The following is a 20,771-nucleotide window of genomic DNA, read 5'->3' on the forward strand; positions in this document are numbered from 1 at the left end:
ACGGCTCAGGCCGTCGTCTCCGGGCGGCCGGGCCGGGACCAGTGCGTGTGGAAGGCACCGGTGCGGTCCGTACGGCCGTAGGTGTGGGCGCCGAAGAAGTCGCGCTGGCCCTGGAGCAGGGCCGCCGGCAGCCGGTCGGCGCGCAGCGTGTCGTAGTGCGACAGCGCGGCGGAGAACGCCGGGACGGGGATGCCGCGGCGGGCCGCTGAGGCGACCACCTCGCGCCAGGGGACCTGCGCGTCGCCGATCTCCTGCGCGAAGCGCTCCTCGCCCAGCAGGCTGACCAGCCCCGGGTCGGCCGTGTACGCGGCACGGATGCGGTCGAGGAAGGAGGCGCGGATGATGCAGCCGCCGCGCCAGATCCCGGCGACCGCGGCGAGGTCGATCGACCAGTCGAACTCGGTCGCCGCGTCCTGGATCATCTTCCAGCCCTGGTCGTAGGCGATGACCTTCGAGGCGTACAGCGCCTGCTCGACCTGGGCGGTGAACCGGTCGGCCTCGGTGCGGCTCAGCGGGGGAGTGGTGCCGCCGGGCAGGCCACGGTAGGCGGCGCGCAGATCGCCCTGGCTGGACGAGGCGCGGGCGAAGGTCGCCTGCGCGATCGCGGTGACCGGCGAACCCAGCTCCAGCGCGGTCTGCACGGTCCAGCGACCGGTGCCCTTCTGACCGGCCGCGTCGGTGACGATGTCGACGAACGCCTTGCCGGTCTCCGCGTCGGTGTGACCGAGGACCTCGGCGGTGATCTCGATCAGGTAGGAACCGAGCCGCCCCTCGTTCCAGCGGCGGAAGACGTCCGCGATCTCGGCCGGGGTGTAGCCGCCGACCTGGCGCAGCAGGTCGTACGCCTCGGCGATGAGCTGCATGTCGGCGTACTCGATGCCGTTGTGCACCATCTTGACGAAGTGCCCGGCGCCGTCGGTCCCGATGTGCGTGGAACAGGGCTCACCGTCGACCTTCGCGCTGACGGACTCGAACATCGGACCCAGCACGGCGTACGACTCCGCCGAACCGCCGGGCATGATCGACGGCCCGTTCAGCGCGCCCTCCTCGCCGCCGGAGACACCGGCGCCGACGAAGTGGAGGCCCTGGTCGCGCAGGGCGGCCTCGCGGCGGCGGGTGTCGGCGAAGTGGGCGTTGCCGCCGTCGATGATCATGTCGCCGGGCTCCATGAGCGCGGCGAACTCGTCGATCACGGCGTCGGTGGCCGGACCGGCCTGCACCATGATCATCAGGCGGCGGGGCTTTTCGAGCGCGGCCACGAACTCCTGTGCCGTCTCGGCCGGGACGAAGGCGCCCTCGTCGCCGTACTCCTTCATCAGCTCATGGGTGCGGTGCGGCGACCGGTTGTGGACGGCGACCGTGTAGCCGTTGCGGGCGAAGTTGCGCGCGAGGTTGCGGCCCATCACGCCGAGGCCGGTGACGCCGATCTGGGCGGTTCCGTCGGCGGCGGGGTTGTGCGGTGCGGATACGTTCATGGGGTGCCTGTTCTCCGAGTCGGTGACGTGGCGGGTCGGCGCTGGGCGCCCATGACCGCAGGTACGTCTGTGATCGCGAAATGACTCGAAGTACGGGACCCCGATTCGTAATTCCTTCAGGCACCGCTTCCTCGGACCGGGCTCTCAGCAGCCCGAACCGGTCGGAGTGAACTCCACGCGCGCGTGCTCGTCCGCCGTGCGTGCCTTGTCGTAGGCGGCGCGCGTGACCTGGTACCAGACGTCGTCCTTGGCGGTGTTGCCGCCGACGTCGTCGAGGCTCACGCACCACCGCTCCGCGCGGACGATACGGGTGTACGTCTCGGTGCCGCTGCGTACCTTCTTGCACTTCCGGTACTGCTCCGTGGTGTACCAGGTACGGGTCTTCTTCTTGGCGCCCGATCCCGAACTGGACTTGTGCTGGACCTTCTTGGTGGCGGGCGTGCACTTGGTGACGGTGTGCGGCCGCGTGCCCTTCGCCGTCTGCCTGGCGAAGTGCCGGAGCGAGTCGCGGAGTCCGGTCACGGTGTCGGGGGTGGGCCGGGCCTTCTGCGGGGCGCTCGAACTGCCTTGCCCGACGCCGGACGCGGATCGCGTGCTGTCGTCGCTTCCGCTCCCACCGCCGCATGCGCTGAGCGCCCCGATCAGAAGTGCTGCCAGTCCGCCCACTACCAGTTGTTTGGTGAACATGCCCCCGCCGCCTGTGAATTGGAAACGGTCAGCCTAACTGATCATGGGGTGGCGTCAGGGGGAGGCGAGCGCGAACTGTCGCTGCGGCGAGGCTCCTACGGCGGCCGGAGCCTCCAACATGCCCTGAAGGCGCCGGAGTTGCCACGACCCGTTCGCCGTCGTCCGGGTCCGACCGCCGGCGAAGACATACAGCCGCAGCAGCAGGAACCGGGCGAGGCCCGCGAGTCCCGAAGCGCTGAGGTACACGACCTGCTCGGTCAGCATCCCCGGCGACGACTGCACCAGGTGCAGGACGAACATCGCGGCGCAGGTCACCCCGTAGGCCGCCGCGGCCGAGCCCGCTGACTGCCAGTGCCGGCGCCATCCGGCGTGCCGGCCCGAGCCGAAGGTGAAACGGGCGTGGAGTTCCGTGCACAGGAGGGTGGAGACGACGGTGATCAGCGCGTTCGCCAGCGCCCAGGGCAGCTGCTCGGCCAGCAGGGTCACGGCGCCGCTGGAGAGGAGCCCGACACCGCCGCCCAGCGCCACGAACCGGGCGAAGGAGGCGAGCGGGCCGGGAGCGGCCGGGGTCCGGGGCGCGTCGTCCATGGCGGTCTCCATCCGCTCCGTACGCTGCGCCTCTGTGATGCGGCCGCGTAAGTTTGCTTGACTTACTCAACTATAGCGGATTGGTTGAGTTACGCAAGTACATTTTCGCGACGGGGGAGCCCATCCCACAGGCGACCTACGTACAATGCGGCCTGATCATGGGTGAGTTACTGGTGAGATGCGCGACGTTCAACGTGCTGCACGGCCGGCGGATCCAGCCGGACGGCCGCCCGAACCCCGATGCCCCCGGCGATCCCTCGGCACCCCTCGCCGAAGCCGTCGCGTCGCTGGACGCCGATGTGGTGGCGCTCCAGGAGATCGACTGCCTCCAGGAGCGGTCGGGCGACGTCGATCAGGCGGCCGTCGCCGCCGACGCGATGGGCGCACGCGACTGGCGATACGCGACCGCGCTGCACTGCCGTTCCGTGCCGGGCCGGGGCTGGGTCTCCGACCCGGCCGAGCCCGGGATGCGCGTCTACGGCCCCGAAGGGCAGCGGCAGCCCGAAGTCCCTTCGCACGGACTGGCGTTGCTGTCCCGGCTCCCGGTTCACGAGTGGCGGGCCCTACGGCTCCCGGCGGCGCCCTTCGGCATGCCGCTGCGGGTGGCCGGGCGGGCCGCTCCGGTGCTGGCCCGGGATCAGCCCCGGGCAGCCCTGGCCGCCGTACTGGAAGGACCGCACGGCCCGTTCACCGTCGTGGCCGTCCATCTCTCGTTCGTGCCGGGGTGGAACATCGGGCAACTGCGCACCGTGCGCCGCTGGATCGCCGATCTGCCCCAACCCCAGATGCTGATGGGCGACTTCAACCTCTTCGGCGCGCTGCCCCGGATCACCCTCAACGGGATGGGGAGACGGCGCTGGCAGGACTCTGCCCGGCAAGCGACCTTCCCTTCGCACCGGCCGCTCGTGCAGCTCGACCACATCCTGGCGACGGGGCTCGGCGCGGACGCCGTAGGGGCAGCGCACGCACCGAGGACGGCGATCTCGGATCACCGGCCGCTGGTGGTGGAGCTGGCGCTCTGAGTCAGTTCCAGAGGGGGTAGGTCACGGTGTGCTGGAACTTGTCGGGCCTCGCGCCGGGGTACGTCAGGGTGATCTCGGTGTACTGCCGCGCCTGCGGGTGCCGCTTCCAGGTCTGCGGGGTGTCGAGCCGGACGGTGACCGGGAACGAGTGGAACTTGCCCACCGCGCAATAGGGATTGCAGTCGTTCACCACGTTGACGCCCGTGGCCGTCGCGGAGTTGTCGTTCCAGGACGTCCAACGCAGCGACGTGAGGCGGCTGTTGCCGTCGCCGCAGGCGAGCATGAAGTCGGTGGGGCGTACCTCGGGATGCCACAGGCAGTCGACCAGCACGGGATCCTGGAGCTGTCGGTGGGCGGTCACCGGGACAGTGGTCGGGGCTGCCGACGAGGAGGTGGCGACGGCCGGCCCGAGCAGGGCTGCGGCACAGAGCGTGACGATTCCGACCATGGTGTGTTTGTGCATGTCCGCTCCCGGCCGCCTCTTCGTCCTCGTCGCCCCGCACCAGCGGTGGGCCCGCCTGCCGGGGCACGGTCGTCGTGTCTCTGCCGACGCTACGACCGTGTCCCAGGATGCACCACTCGTACGGGTCTATGACGCGGTTGGCCGGGAGTGTCGCGGGGTGTGCGGTCAGGGCCGGGAAATGCCCGGCCCCGATCGGATCAGGCGGGCCGTACGGCGCCCCGGATGGCGGCGGCACCGGCGTAGAAGATCGACTCCTCGCGTATCGGCGTACCCGGGCTCGGCGCGTGGATCATCAGGCCGTTGCCGGTGTAGAGGCCGACGTGGTCGATGCTGTCGTAGAAGAAGATCAGGTCGCCGGGGCGGATGTCGGTGAGCGGGACGAGGGCGCCGGCGCCCGACTGTTCCTGGGCGGTGCGCGGGAGGAGGACGCCCGCGGCCTTCCAGGCGGCCTGGGTGAGGCTGGAGCAGTCGTACGCGTCCGGTCCCGCCGCGCCCCACAGGCAGGGCCTGCCGATCTGTGCGCGGGCGAAGGCGAGCGCGGTGCTGGTCTTGCTGAGCGTGGTGGGGTCCTGCAGCGCGGCGGGTGCCGGGCTGATGGTCGGGGCCGCGGGGAGAATGATCTCCGGGGCCATCGTCGGAGCCGTGGGCAGCGTGAACTCGGGAGCGACGGCCGGGGCCGCGGCGAAGGAGACCTCGGCGGCGGGCGGGGTCGGCTGCCACTCCTGCTGCGGCGGGCGCCAGTCCGGCTCCGGCGCGGTGTACGCGGGGGGCTGCTGGGGCACCATCGGAATCTGTCCGGTGGACCAGGCGGGTTGCTCGGTTGCCACAGGGAACTGCCCGGTGGACCAGGTCGGCTGCTCGGTCACCATGGGGACCTGCCCGGTCGACCAAGGCTGTTGTTGCTGGGGCACGAAGGGCATCTGCCCCGTGGACCAGGTCTGTTGCTCGGCCACGACGGGCATCTGCCCGGTCGACCACATCTGCTGTTCGGGGACCATGGGCATCGACCCGGTCGACCAAGTCGTCTCCGGGGCGGACAAGTTCGTCTGCGAGGGCGGCCAGGTAGCACTCGCCGGGGCCGGTTCGGTGCGCGGCGCCGCGATGTACGGGAGCAGCTCCAGGTCCGCGGTGAGCGGATCGAAGGCCGGCGCCGGGGCGGCCGCGACGGCGAATTGCTGTGCCTGCATGGAGGGCGTGGGCGGCACCTCGATGGCGGGCACGGGCGGCAGGTCGAGGACGGTCGCCTGCGGCATCTGAGCCATCTGGGGTGCCTGCGGTGCGGCGGGTGGCAGCGCGGCGATGGGTGCGGCCATCAACTCCGCGACGGGCGCGGCGAGTTGCGGGGCGGCTGGCTCCGGTACACCGGTCCCCGCGGTCAGTTCGGCCACGGCGCGGCCGGGCTGTGCTTCGAGCGCCCAGGCGCCGCCCTCGGACTGGGGGCGTCGTTCGGGGCGCTCGGGCCGGGCTGCCGCCGGACGGGCGGGAGTCCTGCTCGGCGGCAGGGCCGCCGGTACGGTCGGGCCGAGTTGGGCACGGGCCCGGTCGAACCACTGCTTGGTGACGGCGTCGAGGGCGGGGTCGGAAGGACGCGACGCGCTGGGACGGGGCTCGACGCGCTTGCGCGGACCCCCGGACATCTTGCGCGTGGCGTTGTAGTTTCCGGTGGCCGTCTCGGCCCTGTCGTAAAGGGAGTTGATCCGCCGCTGCACTTCGTCACGGCTGGGTCGGTCGTCCACGGTGGGGCCACTGCCTCCGGTGCGCGTACTTCGTTCTGCCGGCATGGCAGACGTGCTCCTTCCGTATCGCGCCTACCGAGTTAGCTGTCGGGTTCGGGCGGCCGATCACGGAAGGATTGCCCTACGACCCTTGCCCGGACGGGCAGTTGGGTCGATTCACCCCAAGTCGGTTGGGTCCCCGGCTCCGGCTGTCGCGAGCGACACACCGGATTCGGCGCAAACCGTGCGGCCCGGCGCTGATCGCCGGAGTAGGTCGTACGGTCTGAGCGTCAACTTAGCCAACGTGTGTGCCTCGTGTGAAGGTTGAAGCGCGATATGTCCGATACGTTTTTGTGACCTTTACCTCTCCCAAACGTGTCCTGGGCTGATGAGCCCGCCGGGCCGGGTGATCCATGTGAGGTCGCTATGAATTTCTGGGACGGTTGAACACACCGGCATCCGGCTCCGTATTGGAACGGGGGATTTCCATGCCGGGACGATCCGGGCCGACCGACACGTGTAGGAGCAACTTCCTTGGCACGCAACACGCGCAGACGCCCCACGGGCGCACGACGCGCGACGATGGCAGCAGTCGCCCTGATGCTGGGCGGCGGAGGACTGGTGGCGGCGAACGTCTACGCGTCGGCGTCCGAGGGCGGTTGGGGCGGTGACTCGTCCCAGCAAGGGTCTCCCGATGCGGCATCGAGCGGCGCGACGATCGACTGCCCGGACATCGGCACCCAGTTGACGACCGTCCCCGACGAGGCGAAGACCGAGGTCGACGCCCAACTCGCGCTTCTGGACCAGCAGATAACCGAGGCCTACCAGAAACTGAAGGACTCGACGGAGTCCATACGCCAGGACGCCTCCTTCGCCGACAACGCGATCATGAATCCGTTGAAGGAGAAGCGGGCCGCGACCATCGGGCGGATCGACGACGCCATCGCGCGGGTCGGGGACCGCCCCGAGGGACTCGATGCGCTCGCCGGCTGCACGCTGATCGCCCCCACGAACGGCGACGAGAACGGCAGCGGGGGTGACCAGAGCGGTAGCGCCGACCCGACCGGCCAGGACCAGCAGCAGGGCGACGGCCAAGGCCAGCAGGGCAACCAGCAGTCCACCAACGGGCCCGTCGCCTCGGACTACGCGGACATCACCTCCGTACAGCCCAACGTGAACACCCCGCAGGAGCAGGCCGACGCCTCCAGCGGCACGTTCGTCACCGCGTGCGGCGTGAACGAGAACGGCCTGTTCAACTCCGACAACGTGATCGTCGCGCCCGGAGTCACCAACGGCGCCCACCACTTCCACGACTACATCGGCAACCAGTCGAACAACGCCTTCGCGAGCGACGACGATCTGGCGAAGGCCGACACGAGTTGCGAGAACCCGGGCGACAAGTCCACTTACTACTGGCCCGTGTTGCGCCTGCAGAACGGCAAGCAGGAGCGGGACGCCGACAAGCCCGGCGGTGGCACCGAGGGCAACTCCGGTCAGATCGTCACCGCGAAGGCGGCCACGCTGACGTTCGTGGGCAACCCGAAGAGCAAGGTCGTCGCGATGCCGCGCCTCCTGCGCATCATCACCGGCGACGCCAAGGCCTTCGTGAACGGCCCGGCCAACGCCAACGCCTCCTGGAGCTGCACCGGTTTCGAGGACCGGCAGCTCAAGGACAGGTACCCGCTGTGCCCCGCGGGCAGTGACGTGGTGCGCACCTTCAAGTTCCAGAGCTGCTGGGACGGCCGCAACATCGACAGCGCCAACCACCGCACCCACGTGGCCTTCGAGGCCGCCGACGGCTCCTGCCCGGCGGGCTTCGAGGCCATTCCGCAGCTGGTGCAGCGGATCGTCTACGACGTGGACGCGCCGAGCCTCCAGGACGGCGGCAAGACGACCCCGCTGTTCGCGGTGGACTCCTTCCCCGAGCAGCAGCACAAGCCCGTCACCGACCACGGCGACTTCATCAACGTCTTCGACGAGGGCCTGATGAAGGACATGGTCAACTGCATCAACGACGGCGAGAAGTGCGGAGCCGGTACGGACAACGACCCCGGGGGCTCGGGCGACGGCTCCGGCTCCGGTGACGGCTCCGGTTCGGGTGGCGGCTCCGGGAACGGTGGGGGTTCCGGTGAGCCGCAGGAGTCCCCGTCGGCCACCGACACCGCTACGGCGGCGCCCACGGCCACCGCGTCCGACGAGCCCGCCGGGAACGGCGGCAACGAGGGGAACGGCGGGAACGGCGGGAACGCCGGGAATGGTGACAACGGCGGGAACGCCGGCAACGGTGACCAGCCCACCGCGGATCCCGCGACGAGCGCCCCGGACACCGAGACCAGTGCCCCCGAGCCCACCGACATCCAGACCACCGACCCCGGTGATCTGACGACCGCCGTCTCGGTCCCCAAGGCCGACACGAAGACCGAGGGGTCCAAGTCGTCCGAGACGCAGGGGAGTTCGGACAACGGCTCCGGCGGCGAGGTCGGCAGCGCCGTGACGACACCGCCCGCCTCGTCCTCGGGCGGGGAGAGCTACGCCGCCGTAGGCCCCAACCAGCCGCAGGCGCAGGGCGGGCTGGCGGAGACCGGCGCGAATCTGTGGCCCGCGGTGGCCGGTGCGCTGCTGCTCGTCGCCGGATTCGTCGTGCTGTACCGAGGTAAGCGCAGTACCCGCTGACACAGCGCACGTCTGTGCATGTCTGTGACAACGACGGCCCGGCCGCCCCCAAGTGGGGGTGGCCGGGCCGTCACACGTTCAGCGCTGGGTCGGACGGCCTCAGACGGCCGGTGCGGGGTACGTCGGGTACTCGACCCCGGAGACGTGCTGGACGACTCGGACGACCTGGCAGGAGTAGCCGAACTCGTTGTCGTACCAGAGGTAGAGGATCGCGTTGTCGCCGTCGACCTTGGTGGCGCCCGCGTCGATGATCGAGGCGTGGCGCGAGCCCATGAAGTCGCTCGACACCGCGTCGGGGGCGGTGGTGAAGTCGATCTGCCGTTTGAGCGGCGACGTCAGCGACACGTCACGGAGATAGTCGAGGACCTCGGCGCGGGTGGTCTCGCGGCCGAGCCGCAGGCTGAGGATCGCGATCGAGACGTCCGGCACCGGGACCCGGATCGAGCTGCCGGTGATCGGCGCCTTCAGGTCGGGCAGCGCCTTGGCCACGGCGGAGGCGGCACCGGTCTCGGTGATCACCATGTTCAGCGGAGCCGAACGGCCACGGCGGTCGGCCTTGTGGTAATTGTCCAGCAGGTTCTGGTCGTTGGTGAACGAGTGGACGGTCTCCACATGGCCGCGCAGCACGCCGTACTCGTCGGCCATCGCCTTCAGCGGTGGCACGATCGCGTTGGTCGTGCAGGACGCGCAGGACAGAATCTGCTCGTCCGGCTTGATCGTGTCGTGGTTGACGCCGTGCACGATGTTGGGGACGTCGCCCTTGCCGGGCGCGGTCAGCACGACCTTGTCGATGCCGGGCCGCAGATGCTGCGAGAGTCCTTCCCGGTCACGCCACTTGCCCGTGTTGTCGATGAGGATGGCGTCCTTGATGCCGTACGCCGTGTAGTCGACCTCGGACGGGTCGCCCGCGTAGATCACCTTGATCTCGTTGCCGTTGGCGATGATCGTGTTGCTCGCCTCGTCGACGGTGATCGTGCCCTGGAACTGGCCGTGGATCGAGTCGCGGCGCAGCAGCGAGGCCCGCTTCACGATGTCCTGCTCCCCGCCCTGGCGTACGACGACGGCGCGCAGCCGCAGACCGTTGCCCGAGCCGGCTTTCTCGATGAGCAGGCGGGCGACCAGGCGGCCGATGCGGCCGAAGCCGTAGAGGACGACGTCGCGGCCCTCGCGGCTCTCGATCTTGTTGGCGCCGGTGGCACCGGCGACGGCCTCGGCGGTGAACTCCTCGACGGAGAGGCCGCGTTCGTCGCTCCGGTGGGTCGCGGCGAGCATGCCGATGTCGATCTGTGAGGGGCCCAGGTCGAGCGTGGTGAGCGTCCGCAGGTAGGGGAGGGTCTCGACGACGGAGAGTTCCTCGCCGGCGATCTGGCGGGCGAACCGGTGGGTCTTGAGGATGCTGACCACCGACTTGTTGACCAGGGAGCGGCTGTGCAGCAGGACCGTGACGTCCCGCTCGCGGTGCAGCTTCCCGATCATCGGGATCATCGACTCCGCGATCTCCTCGCGGGTCTTCCAGTTGGTGAACGAGTCCTCGTTGACAGGCACAGGTTTCTCTTTCGAGCTAGGCGGCGCTCATATGCTAACCCGCTGTTCATCTGCCCGTTCAGCAGGGGTGCCGCCCGGCCTGTAGAAGGCCCGGAACGCCGAGAGGGCCCTGCCGACGCGCGTCGGCAGGGCCCTCTCGGCTGTACTGGTGTCGCTTCTACACGGTCTCCGACACGTCCTGGGTCGCGCCGCTGCCCAGCAGAGCCGACGCGTTCTCCAGCGGAGTGAGGACGTGCACGGGCGCCACCTCGGGCAGGCCGTGGCAGGTGAAGCCGAGCCGGGTCATGGCCCGGACGACCTCGCCGCTGTTGAAGTCACGGGGGTCCTGCCGGGTGATGACCTGCCCCACCTGCTTGACGGGGTAGCGGCGCCGCCCGATGGTCACGGACTCACCCGTGACCAGCTCGGGCTTGATGCCCTTCATCGTCTCCAGGACACCCATCTTGGTGAGGTCGAAGGGATACCGGGCGATGACACAGCGCATGTTGCCTCACAGAGAGAAGGAGGATCGGGGGCCGAACGGGCGCCCGAAGGCGCCGAGTTGGTCCTCAGGCCGCAGGACCGAAGGACGACCGTCGCTGCCCCCGGCTGCCGCTGCCGCCACCGCTGCCGCCGCGTCGCGCCGCACCACCGGCGGACGACCGGCCGCCTTCGCCGGCCGGACGGCCACGACGGCCCCGCGACGACGAGGAGGACGGGCTACGACGGGTGCGCTCACGCTCCACGACCGGGGCCTGGATGACGACCGGGACGCCGGACGGAGCCTGGGCGCCCGTGATCCGGGTCAGCTCCTCCTCGCCCGACCGCACCGAGGTGACCTCGGCGGTGACGCCCGCCATGGTCATCAGGCGGGTGAAGTCACGGCGCTGGTCGGGGGTGACCAGGGTCACGACACTGCCGGACTCGCCCGCACGGGCCGTACGGCCGCCGCGGTGCAGGTAGTCCTTGGGGTCGGTGGGCGGGTCGACGTTGACGACCAGGTCGAGGTTGTCGACGTGGATGCCGCGCGCCGCGACGTTGGTCGCCACCAGCGCCGTCACATGCCCGTCCTTGAACTGGGCGAGCGTGCGGGTGCGCTGCGGCTGGGACTTGCCGCCGTGCAGACCGGCCGCGCGGACGCCGTTGTTCAGCAGGTGCTTCACCAGCCGGTCCACCGCGTGCTTGGTGTCCAGGAACATGATGACCCGGCCCTCGCGCGCCGCGATCTCGGTGGTCGCGCGCTGCTTGTCCGTGCCGTGCACGTGCAGGACGTGGTGCTCCATCGTCGTGACCGCGCCCGCGGAGGGGTCGACGGAGTGGACGACGGGGTCGGTCAGGTAGCGGCGGACCAGGAGGTCCACGTTGCGGTCCAGGGTGGCCGAGAACAGCATCCGCTGGCCGCCCGTCTGCACCTGGTCGAGCAGCGCGGTGACCTGCGGCATGAAGCCCATGTCGGCCATCTGGTCGGCCTCGTCGAGGACGGTGATGGTCACGCTGTCCAGGCGGCAGTCGCCGCGCTCGATGAGGTCCTTGAGGCGTCCCGGCGTCGCGACCACGACCTCCGCGCCACCGCGTAGCGCCCCGGCCTGGCGGCCGATCGACATACCGCCGACGACGGTGGTCATCCGCACGCTGACGGCGCGGGCGTACGGGGTGAGCGCGTCGGTGACCTGCTGGGCCAGCTCGCGGGTCGGTACGAGGACCAGCGCGAGCGGCTGACGCGGCTCGGCGCGGCGGCCCGCCGTACGGGCCAGCATCGCGAGGCCGAAGGCGAGGGTCTTGCCGGAGCCGGTGCGGCCCCGGCCGAGCACGTCACGGCCGGCGAGGGAGTTGGGGAGCGTCGTCGCCTGGATCGGGAACGGGACGGTGACGCCCTCGTGGCCGAGCGCGGCCAACAGCTTGGCGGGCATGTCGAGTTCGGCGAACGACTCCACGGCGGGAAGGCCGGGGGTCACTGTCTTCGGCAGCGCGAACTCGCCCTGCAGGGCGACCGGTCGGCCACCGCCGCCCTTGGAGCGGCGCGGGGCGCTGGATCGGTTGCCGGACGGGGCCGCCGAGCGGTAGCCGCCGCTCTTTGCGGATTCCGGATTTCCATTACGCTTTCGCGAGAAGCGGTCATTCGTACGTGCGCGGTTCAAAATGTGGAACCTTCCTTGATATGGCACGTATCAAGGAATTCCCGCGGTGAATGAACGGCGCAGAGAATCGCAAGAACGAGCCGGTGGCTTCGGCGGAATATCGCCGAAAGCATGGAAAATGCAGCGAGCTGGGGCCCGCACCCCAAGGTGCGGGCCCCAGCTGCGAAGTAAACGTCGTCGTTACGCAGGAACGATGTTCTCGGCCGTCGGGCCCTTCTGGCCCTGCGCGATGTCGAAGGTCACCTTCTGACCCTCCTGCAGCTCGCGGAAGCCCTGGGCGGCGATGTTCGAGTAGTGGGCGAAGACGTCAGCGCCGCCACCGTCCTGCTCGATGAAGCCGAAACCCTTTTCCGCGTTGAACCACTTCACGGTGCCACTGGCCATTTTGTTCTCCTTCGGGGCGGTCAGCGGAGCCCACAGTGTGCGGACTCCGTGTCGCCGTGATGATCACCCCGCCGGAAAGAAACCGGACACACAAAAAAATGCTCCACCGTCCCGGAGGGCGGTGTGGGCATCTGAAGGGTTTGGCAACCACAACTGCAACTGAGATCAATAGTAGCACGGCGCGATCGGTCGTGTGCGGACGTTAATTTCATTTCTCATGTCGCCGACGTAGATATTGGGTTTCGTGCCGGACTACGCCAGCGCGTCGATCCAGTCACGGATGACCTTGGCCGTCGTCGCGGCGTCCTCCTCCAGCACGCTGAGATGCGTGCCGGCGGTGTCCGCGGTGTCCCGCACGCCCGGCCAGGACGAACGCCATTCCCGCGGCATGTCCGCCAGCGGCTCGGAGGCGCGCACGAGCAGGGTGGGCACCTCGGTGGGCTCGGGCTGCCAGCCCCGGAACATCCGGGTGTACGCGCCCAGCGACAGCAGCGTCAGATCGTCCACCATGGTGTCGAAGCTCTCGCCGACCATCAGCGGAATCCGCGCGGGCAGGGACAGCAGCCACGGCTCGGCCTCCCGGTCCGGGGTGACGTGGTACGAGTCGATCAGCACGAGCCCGGCCGGGGGAGCGCCGAGGTCCGTCAGCCGGGTGGCGAGCGCGTGGGCGGCCGTACCGCCCATGGAGTGGCCGACCAACACGTAACGCCGGTCGCCGAGTTGATGCCGTACGGCCGTGGCGTGCGCCTTCGTCAGCGACTCCAGGTCCCGGGCCACCGCGTCTCCGTCGTCGATGCCGGAGTGCCGTACTTCGAAGACGTCCCGCTCGCCCTCGAAACAGGGGGCGAGCCCCGCGTACCAGGGGCGGCCCAGGTTACTGGCGAAGCCGGGAACGCAGACGAGGGCCGGCCCCCGCGTACCGGCGGCCAGCCGCAACGGCGGCAGCGCGTGCCGGGCGGCCTCCTCGGACCCGAAGGCAGGCGCACCGATGGACGCGGTCACCAGAAGATGCATGGCCGATACGACGTCGCCGGTCTTGCAGACCTTCCTGTACAGGGTGGGCAGTGACTGCCCGGCGCCGCGCCCTCGCCCCCGCCCTTCGGCCCGGACCGGCGACGGGACGGTCGCGGCCGAGACCTCGTCCGACAGGCCGCCGCGCAGCTCGCCGTACAGGTGCTGGGCCAGCTGCTCGGTGTCCGGCCAGGCGTAGGCCACGGTGACCGCGAGGGGCGTCCCGGTCAGCAGGCTCAACCGGTTGCAGAGCATGACCCGCATCAAGGAGTCGAGGCCCAGTTCCGAGAAGTCCCGGTCGACCGCGTCGGCGTCCGTGTGCCCGAGCACACCGGCAACCTCGGTCCGGATCAGCGCCCGCAGCGCGGGCAGCCGCTCGGCCACGGGCAGTGCCGCGAGCCGGCCCCGCCAGGACCCGGCGGCACCGTCCGCCGGGACGGCGGAAGAGGCCGACTGCCGCTCCGCGCGCAACAGCCCGCGCAGCGGCGGCGGAACGACCGTCCCGGCCGGAATTGCCTTCGGCGAGCGGTCCAACGGCAGTGGCGCGAGGACCGGTTCACCACTGCCGAGCGCGGCGTCGAAGAGCGCGAACGCCTGCTCAGGGGAGACCGCGCGCACCGAACCGCCGTGAACCCGCCCGCTACGCGCCGCCATGCCCTCCTCGTCCGCCCACGCACCCCAGACCAACGACAGTGCGGGCAGGCCGAGTTCAGCGCGATGGCGGGCGAGTGCGTCCAGGAAGGAGTTCGCCGCCGCGTAGTTGGCCTGACCGGGATTGCCCAGCAGCCCGGCCGCCGACGAGAACAGCACGAACCGCGTCAGCGGCAGATCCTTCGTCAACTCATGCAAGTGCCAAGCCGCGTAGGCCTTCGGCCGCATCACCACCGCCAGCCGTTCAGGAGTCATCGAGGCCAGCACACCGTCGTCCAGGACGCCGGCCGCGTGCACTACGGCGGTCAGGTCGGGCCCGAACGTCTCGACTACGGCGGCGAGTTGGTCCCGCTCGGCGATGTCGCAGGCCACGAGGTCCACCTGCGCGCCCGCCTGCTGGAGAGCGTTCCGCAACTCCCGCGCACCCGGCGCCTGTTCACCACGCCGACTGAGGAGGACGAGCCGCCGAACTCCATGCCGGTCGACCAGGTGCTGGGCCAGCATCGCCCCCAGGGACCCGGTGCCACCGGTGATGAGGACAGTGCCCCCACCGAGAGAGCCGTCGGTCGCCGAACCGGGTGCGGTCGCCAGTCGGGGAACGCTCAACATGCCGTCCCGGACGGCGATTTGGGGTTCTCCGGTGGCGAGGGCGGCGGACATCTGTCGTAGTGACTCGGGGTCGTCGTCGACGTCCACGAGGGTGAGGCGCCCGGGGTACTCGGACTGCGCGGTCCGCAGCAGGCCCCAGACCGTGGCGGCGGGCAGGTCGGGGGAGGCCTCGGCGGCACCGCGTGTGACCACGGCCAGCCGTTTGGAGCCGGCGAGATGTGTTTGCAGCAACTCCATTGCCCGCACGGTCAGTTCGTTTGCTGCGGCGGCCGGGTCCGTGCTCGTGTCGCCGGGAGCGGACAAGGACGCCACGACCAACTCCGGTGTTTCCTCGGCCCAGGACGACTCGTCGTCGGCGGAGGCGAGGAACGCGGCCAGGTTCAGGTCGTCCGTCTCGGACATCGCTACGGCGGGTGCTTCGCCGGCGGTCGGAACGCCTGTCCAGCGCAGCCGGTACAGCTCTCCGCCCGGAGTGGGACCCATCTCCGGTGCCGGTCGAGTAGTCATCGACTCCAGCCGGGCCACCGGCGCACCCGTCGGGGTGGCGAGGTCGAGGGTGATCGAGTCCGGGCCGGTCGTCGTCATTCGGACGCGCAGGGCCGTCGCACCCGTGGCGTGCAGCGTCAACCCCCGCCAGGCGAACGGCAGTCGGGGCGCACCGGTCGGGGGTTCGGCGAGCAGCCCCGGGTGCAGGGCGGCGTCCAGCAGGGCCGGGTGCAGCATGTGGTGCCGGGCGTCCGCGACCGGCAACGGGCCCACCTCGGCGAACAGTTCCTCGTCCCGCCGCCACAACGCCGTGACCCCTTGGAACGCCGGACCGTACGCCAGCCCGGCCTCGGCCACCCGCTCGTAGGCACCGGAGAGATCCACCCGCGTGGCTCCCGCCGGCGGCCACGCCGTGAGGGAGAGCGCGCCGTCCAGGACGCCGGGAACGGCCGGGCCGAGCCGACCGGTCGCGTGCTGCGTCCAGGCACCGAGCGCGCCGGATTCCTCGGGCCGTGCGTACACGTCCGCGCTTCGGCGCCCGGAGTCGTCCGGCTCGCCCAGGACCACCTGGAGTTGGATGCCCTCTTCGTCGTCCTCGGGGAGGAACAGCGGGTTGAGCAGGGCGAGTTCCTCCAGTACGGCGAGACCGCACAGGTCGCCCGCGTGCAGCACGAGGTCGGCGAACGCGGCGCCGGGCACGAGGGCGTGCCCGCCCACGACGTGGTCGCGCAGCCACGGCTGGCCCGCGCCGGACAACCGGCCCGTGCACAGCAGGCGTTCGGTACCCGGCATCGTGACCGTCTGCGTGAGCAGCGGGTGCCCGGAACCGGCGCTCGCGTCGGCACCGGTGTCGGGCAGCCAGTAGCGCTGACGCTGGAAGGGATAGGTCGGCAGGCCGTCGACGCGTCGGGCGCCACTGTCGGCGTATACCCGGCGCCAGTCCAACCGCACACCATGAACGTGGAGTTGGCCGAGCGCGTCGAACACCGTCCGCGGCTCGGCGCCGTCCCGGCGGGCCGCAGGGGCGAAGAGAACTTCCTTGCCGGTCCCGGCCAGGCTCGCCGCGGCCTGGGCCGTGAGCTGGGCGTCCGGCCCGATCTCGGTGAACGCGATGACCCGTCCGTCGTGCGCCAGCCAGTGCACGGCGTCCCCGAACCGCACGGCCTCACGGGCATGCCGTACCCAGTAGTCGGCTGACCGCAGCTCGTCCCCGGTGGCCGGAAGCCCGGTCAGGCCCGACATCACCGGGATGGTGGGGGCGTGGTACGTCAACTTGCCTGCCACCCGCCGGAATTCGGCGAGCATCGGCTCCATGAGAGGGGAGTGGAAGGCGTGGCTGACCCGTAGCCGGACGGTACGACGGCCGCGTACGGCGAACCGCTCCGCGAGCGCGAGGACCGGCTCCTCAGCGCCGGAGACGACGACCGCGCGGGGGCCGTTCACCGCCGCGATCGTGACCCCGTCGGTCAGCTCGGGCGTCACCTCCGCCTCGGTGGCGTCGAGCGCCACCATGGCACCGCCCTCCGGCAGCTCCCGCATCAACCTCCCGCGTGCCGCGACCAGTTCGACGGCGTCCGCCTCGGACAGCACGCCCGCGCAGTGGGCCGCCGCCAGCTCGCCGACCGAGTGTCCGGCCAGGAACTCCGGCCGCACGCCCCAGGATTCGAGCAGCCGGAAGACGGACACCTCGAAGGTGAACAGGGCCGCCTGGGCGAAGTCCGTACGGTTCAGCAGCGCGCCCGCGTCGGTGTCCCGGAGGATTGAGCGGAGCGGACGTTCCAGGTGGGCGTCGAAGCGGGCGCACAAGGCGTCGAAGGTGGTCGCGAACTGCGGAAAGGTGTCGTACAACTCCTGCCCCATGCCCGTTCGTTGAGCTCCCTGGCCGGTGAAGAGCAGGGCCAGGCGGGCGGAGGGGTTGGTGGTGTGTGGCGGGGCGGATGTTGTCAGGGCGTCGAGGGCGGTCAGTGTCGCCGTTCGGTCGTCGGTGGGAACGGTGGCTCGGTGGGGGAGCGCGGCTCGCGTGGTGGCGAGCGTGAACGCCACGTCCGGCAAAGGGAGTTCGGGGTGCTCGCGCAGGAAGTCCGCGGTGCGTGCGGCCTGTTCGCGCAGGGCTGCCGGGCTCGCCGCCGAGAGCAGCAGCGGGGGTGTCACTGGGCGGCGAAGCGGCGGTTCGTCGACTACGGCCGCCTCCGGTTCCTCCAGGATCACGTGCGCGTTGGTCCCACCGATGCCGAACGCCGACACCGCCGCTCGTCGCGGGCGGCCGGGCTCGGGGAGCCACTCCTCGTCCTGGGACAGGAGTCGTACGGTGCCGGACGACCAGTCCACGTGGGGCGACGGCTTGTCGGCGTGGAGGGTGCGGGGGAGTCGGTCGTGGTGCATGGCCAGTACGGTCTTGATGACGCCGCCGACACCGGCCGCGGCCTGGGTGTGACCGAGATTGGACTTCAACGAGCCCAGCCACAGCGGGCGTTGGGCGGTGCGGTCCTGGCCGTAGGTGGCGAGGAGCGCGTGTGCCTCGATCGGGTCGCCGAGTGCGGTGCCCGTGCCGTGGGCCTCCACGGTGTCGATGTCGGCCGGGGACAGTCCCGCGTCGGCCAGCGCCGAGCGGATCACCCGCTGCTGGGCAGGGCCGTTGGGCGCGGTGAGGCCGTTGGACGCGCCGTCGGAGTTGACGGCCGAGCCGCGCAGTACGGCGAGTACGGGATGTCCGTTGCGCCGTGCGTCGGAGAGCCGTTCCAGCAGGACCAGGCCGACGCCCTCGCCCCAGGCGGTGCCGTCGGCCGCCGCCGAGAAGGGCTTGCAGCGGCCGTCCGGGGCCAGCCCGCGCAGTCTGCTGAACGCGATGAACGGGCCGGGCGAGGCCATCATCGTGACCCCGCCGGCGACGGCGAGCGAGCACTCCCCGTCGCGCAGGGACCGTACAGCCGAATGCATCGCGACCAGCGACGACGAGCACGCGGTGTCCAACGTCACGGCGGGCCCGCGCAGCCCCAGGGTGTAGGCGATACGGCCGGAGGCCACGCTGCCCGCCGAACCGAGGGCGAGATGCGCCTCCAACTCGTGTCCGCCGCGGTGCAGTAGACGGCTCGCATAGGTGGCGTGCATGACGCCGACGAAGACGCCGGTGTCGCTGTCGCGCAGACCAGCGGGGTCCATGCCCGCCCGTTCTAGCAGTTCCCAGCCGGTCTCCAGGAGCAGCCGCTGCTGGGGGTCGGTGGCGAGGGCCTCGCGGGGCGACATGTTGAAGAAGGCCGCGTCGAAGTCGGCCGCGCGGTCCAGGAATCCGCCCCGGCGGGTGACCGACTTGCCGAGGTGGTCGGGGTCCGGGTCGTACAGGTCGGCTACGTTCCAGCCGCGGTCGGCGGGGAAGTCGGAGGTCGCGTCGGTGCCGTCGGCGACCAACTGCCATAGATCCTCCGGGGATTCGACTCCGCCTGGGTAGCGGCAGGTCATGGCCACGATGGCGATCGGTTCACCGGGTTCGGCGTCATAACCGTCTCCGGTGGTAAGCGCGGGGCTGTCGCCGTGCAGCGCGTCACGCACCAGGGTCGCCACGGCGGAGGGCGTGGGGTGGTCGAACACCAGCGTCGCGGGCAGCGCGAGGCCGGTCGCCGTGCCCAGCCGGTCGCGCAGCAGGACAGCGCCGAGCGAGGTCAATCCCTGTTCGTTGAACGGCACTTCGGAGTCCAGCTCCCGCACGGGTACGTCGAGAGTCCGTGCCGTCACTTCGAGAACGAGGTCGAGTATCGCGTCGGACGCGGCCGCGAGCCGCTCGCGCAGCGCGGCCGAGGCGGTCGTACGTTCCGCGGCGAGGCGCTCCGGCAACTGCTCGGCGAGGACGGCCCGGGCGATTTTGCCGGACGCGGTACGGGGGAGGGCCGCGGTCGGATAGATCTCGTCCGGCACCTTGAACCCGGACAGCCGTTCTCGGCAGGCGGCGAGGGCCAGCGCCGTGTCGACCCCGTCCGGGCCGGGCACGACGAACGCCACCGGCACCTCGCCCAGCACGTCGTGCCGTCGGCCGACCACAGCGGCGTCGGCGATGTCGGGGCGGGCCAGCAAGACCCGCTCCACTTCGGAGGGGTTGATGTTCACACCGCCCCGGATGATCAACTCCTTGACGCGGCCGGTGACATGGAGCTGACCGTTCGCGTCGAGCCGACCGAGGTCCCCGGTGCGGTACCAGCCGTCGGTGAACGCCTCGGCCGTCGCGTCCGGGCGGTTGTGGTAGCCGGTCATCAGCCCGGGACCGCGCACCCAGATTTCACCCTCGTCCCCTTCGCCGGCCTCGGCACCGGTGGACGGATCGGTGATCCGGACGTCCAGCACCAGCAGCGGGAAACCACGCGAAGGGTCGTCACGGGGGTCGTCGAGCCGCTCGATCGCGATCTTTCCGCAGGTCTCTGTGGAGCCGTAGCCGTCCAACAGGGGCGCGGCCAGGGTCAGTTCGGCCTCGGTCCGCAACTCAGGGGAGCAGGGCGCGCCTCCGCTGACACACACCCGCAGCGAGGGAGGCACCGGACGCGCGGTCTCCCGTAGCGACTCCAGCAGGAGGCGGTAGGTGGCGGGCACCCCGCCCAGGATCGTGAACGGCTCGGCGGTCAGCGCCTCGGCGAGGTTCGCGCCGGGCGCGAGGACGCGCGCGGTCGCACCGACCGAGAGGACGCCCAACAGGCACACGGAGTGGCCGAGGGCGTGGAACATCGGCAACGGCCAGAGCAGCCGATCCTGTTGCTCCAGGCCGAACGCCGGTACGTAGGCCGCCGTCACCGACCACAGTCCCGAACGCTGCGTGGAGACAACGCCCTTGCTCTGCCCGGTGGTGCCCGAGGTGTAGTGGATCCAGGCGGGCTCGTCGATCCCGAGGTCGTCACGGGGTGCCGTACCCGAATCCGTACCGGCAAGACTCTCGAAGGCGATCGTGCCCTCGGGCTGGTCGTCCTGTCCGACGACGATCACCCGCTGTACGGAGGCGAGTTGGGCGGGTGGTTCCTCGCTCACCATCGCTACGGCGCCGCAGTCGTCGAGGAAGTACGCCAACTCCTCTTCCGAGGCGGCGGGGTTGAGGAGTACGCCGATCGCCCCGGCGCGCAGCACCCCGAGCCAGGTCTCCACCAGCTCCACCCGGTTGCCCAGATGGATCGCGACCCGGTCCCCACGCCGTACCCCGAGCCGAGCCAGATGCCCCGCCACCCGGCCGGTGCGCTGCTCCAACTCCCCGTAGGTGACGGCACGTTGGTCGTCCCGGTACGCGGTCTTCCCACCGATCCGAGTCGCGTGCTCCCGCAGGATGTCCGGCAGTGTTCGCACCGACTCGCCCCCGTGAATTGCCATTCCCACCC

The 20,771-nt window shown here is 70.6% G+C and carries 12 protein-coding genes and 1 riboswitch; of the genes, 2 read left to right on the plus strand and 10 right to left on the minus strand.

Features of this window, described 5'->3' with window-relative positions; translation table 11 throughout:
- Nucleotides 1-5: 5 nt before the first annotated feature.
- The 3 genes from gndA to OG496_RS52240 form a co-directional block, all read right to left on the minus strand.
- Nucleotides 6-1,475, minus strand: coding sequence for an NADP-dependent phosphogluconate dehydrogenase (gene gndA, locus OG496_RS52230; protein ID WP_405976046.1), 1,470 nt, complete (start codon nucleotides 1,473-1,475; stop codon nucleotides 6-8).
- A 144-nt stretch (nucleotides 1,476-1,619) separates the two neighbouring features.
- Nucleotides 1,620-2,162: a hypothetical protein gene (locus OG496_RS52235; protein WP_405976047.1), complete on the minus strand. Its 543-nt coding sequence runs from the start codon at nucleotides 2,160-2,162 to the stop codon at nucleotides 1,620-1,622.
- Between the two features lie 54 nt (nucleotides 2,163-2,216).
- A complete protein-coding gene (locus OG496_RS52240; RefSeq protein WP_405976048.1) occupies nucleotides 2,217-2,750 on the minus strand; it encodes a GtrA family protein in 534 nt (177 codons plus the stop codon).
- Between the two features lie 158 nt (nucleotides 2,751-2,908).
- On the opposite strand from OG496_RS52240, the gene OG496_RS52245 reads away from it, so the two are divergent.
- Nucleotides 2,909-3,772, plus strand: coding sequence for an endonuclease/exonuclease/phosphatase family protein (locus OG496_RS52245; protein ID WP_405976049.1), 864 nt, complete (start codon nucleotides 2,909-2,911; stop codon nucleotides 3,770-3,772).
- A 1-nt stretch (nucleotide 3,773) separates the two neighbouring features.
- Here OG496_RS52245 and OG496_RS52250 read toward each other — a convergent pair whose 3' ends face one another.
- Both OG496_RS52250 and OG496_RS52255 read right to left on the minus strand, forming a co-directional pair.
- Nucleotides 3,774-4,235, minus strand: a complete 462-nt coding sequence (locus tag OG496_RS52250) for a hypothetical protein (protein ID WP_405976050.1) — start codon at nucleotides 4,233-4,235, stop codon at nucleotides 3,774-3,776.
- A 197-nt stretch (nucleotides 4,236-4,432) separates the two neighbouring features.
- Nucleotides 4,433-6,016 (minus strand): NlpC/P60 family protein, encoded by a 1,584-nt coding sequence (locus tag OG496_RS52255; RefSeq protein WP_405976051.1) that lies wholly within the window; start codon nucleotides 6,014-6,016, stop codon nucleotides 4,433-4,435.
- An 8-nt stretch (nucleotides 6,017-6,024) separates the two neighbouring features.
- A riboswitch (cyclic di-AMP (ydaO/yuaA leader) is annotated at nucleotides 6,025-6,198 on the minus strand.
- A gap of 334 nt (nucleotides 6,199-6,532) precedes the next feature.
- Between OG496_RS52255 and OG496_RS52260 the strand changes: the two genes are divergently transcribed.
- Nucleotides 6,533-8,623 carry a DUF1996 domain-containing protein gene (locus tag OG496_RS52260; protein WP_405976871.1) on the plus strand — a complete coding sequence of 697 codons (2,091 nt, stop codon included), beginning with the start codon at nucleotides 6,533-6,535 and terminating at the stop codon, nucleotides 8,621-8,623.
- A 99-nt stretch (nucleotides 8,624-8,722) separates the two neighbouring features.
- Here the strand turns inward: OG496_RS52260 and OG496_RS52265 are convergent, their stop codons facing one another.
- From OG496_RS52265 to OG496_RS52285, 5 genes are all read right to left on the minus strand, one after another.
- Nucleotides 8,723-10,168, minus strand: a complete 1,446-nt coding sequence (locus tag OG496_RS52265) for a glyceraldehyde-3-phosphate dehydrogenase (RefSeq protein WP_405976052.1) — start codon at nucleotides 10,166-10,168, stop codon at nucleotides 8,723-8,725.
- A gap of 157 nt (nucleotides 10,169-10,325) precedes the next feature.
- Nucleotides 10,326-10,652 carry an SCO5918 family protein gene (locus OG496_RS52270; protein WP_405976053.1) on the minus strand — a complete coding sequence of 109 codons (327 nt, stop codon included), beginning with the start codon at nucleotides 10,650-10,652 and terminating at the stop codon, nucleotides 10,326-10,328.
- Between the two features lie 64 nt (nucleotides 10,653-10,716).
- Entirely contained in the window at nucleotides 10,717-12,285 is a 1,569-nt protein-coding gene (locus tag OG496_RS52275) for a DEAD/DEAH box helicase (RefSeq protein WP_405976054.1), read from the minus strand.
- A gap of 180 nt (nucleotides 12,286-12,465) precedes the next feature.
- Entirely contained in the window at nucleotides 12,466-12,669 is a 204-nt protein-coding gene (locus OG496_RS52280; protein WP_019056860.1) for a cold-shock protein, read from the minus strand.
- Nucleotides 12,670-12,921: 252 nt separating this feature from the next.
- A complete protein-coding gene (locus OG496_RS52285; RefSeq protein ID WP_405976055.1) occupies nucleotides 12,922-20,763 on the minus strand; it encodes an SDR family NAD(P)-dependent oxidoreductase in 7,842 nt (2,613 codons plus the stop codon).
- Nucleotides 20,764-20,771 lie beyond the last annotated feature (8 nt).

The sequence above is a fragment of the Streptomyces sp. NBC_00988 genome, assembly GCF_045162645.1.
In the GTDB taxonomy this organism is placed as follows: Bacteria; Actinomycetota; Actinomycetes; order Streptomycetales; family Streptomycetaceae; genus Streptomyces.

Excerpts from the sequence above, each read along its gene's own strand:
- gndA (WP_405976046.1), bottom strand. The coding sequence starts at position 1,475 with ATGAACGTATCCGCACCGCACAACCCCGCCGCCGACGGAACCGCCCAG.
- OG496_RS52235 (WP_405976047.1), bottom strand. The coding sequence starts at position 2,162 with ATGTTCACCAAACAACTGGTAGTGGGCGGACTGGCAGCACTTCTGATC.
- OG496_RS52240 (WP_405976048.1), bottom strand. The coding sequence starts at position 2,750 with ATGGACGACGCGCCCCGGACCCCGGCCGCTCCCGGCCCGCTCGCCTCC.
- OG496_RS52245 (WP_405976049.1), top strand. The coding sequence starts at position 2,909 with ATGGGTGAGTTACTGGTGAGATGCGCGACGTTCAACGTGCTGCACGGC.
- OG496_RS52250 (WP_405976050.1), bottom strand. The coding sequence starts at position 4,235 with ATGCACAAACACACCATGGTCGGAATCGTCACGCTCTGTGCCGCAGCC.
- OG496_RS52255 (WP_405976051.1), bottom strand. The coding sequence starts at position 6,016 with ATGCCGGCAGAACGAAGTACGCGCACCGGAGGCAGTGGCCCCACCGTG.
- OG496_RS52260 (WP_405976871.1), top strand. The coding sequence starts at position 6,533 with ATGGCAGCAGTCGCCCTGATGCTGGGCGGCGGAGGACTGGTGGCGGCG.
- OG496_RS52270 (WP_405976053.1), bottom strand. The coding sequence starts at position 10,652 with ATGCGCTGTGTCATCGCCCGGTATCCCTTCGACCTCACCAAGATGGGT.
- OG496_RS52280 (WP_019056860.1), bottom strand. The coding sequence starts at position 12,669 with ATGGCCAGTGGCACCGTGAAGTGGTTCAACGCGGAAAAGGGTTTCGGC.
- OG496_RS52285 (WP_405976055.1), bottom strand. The coding sequence starts at position 20,763 with ATGGCAATTCACGGGGGCGAGTCGGTGCGAACACTGCCGGACATCCTG.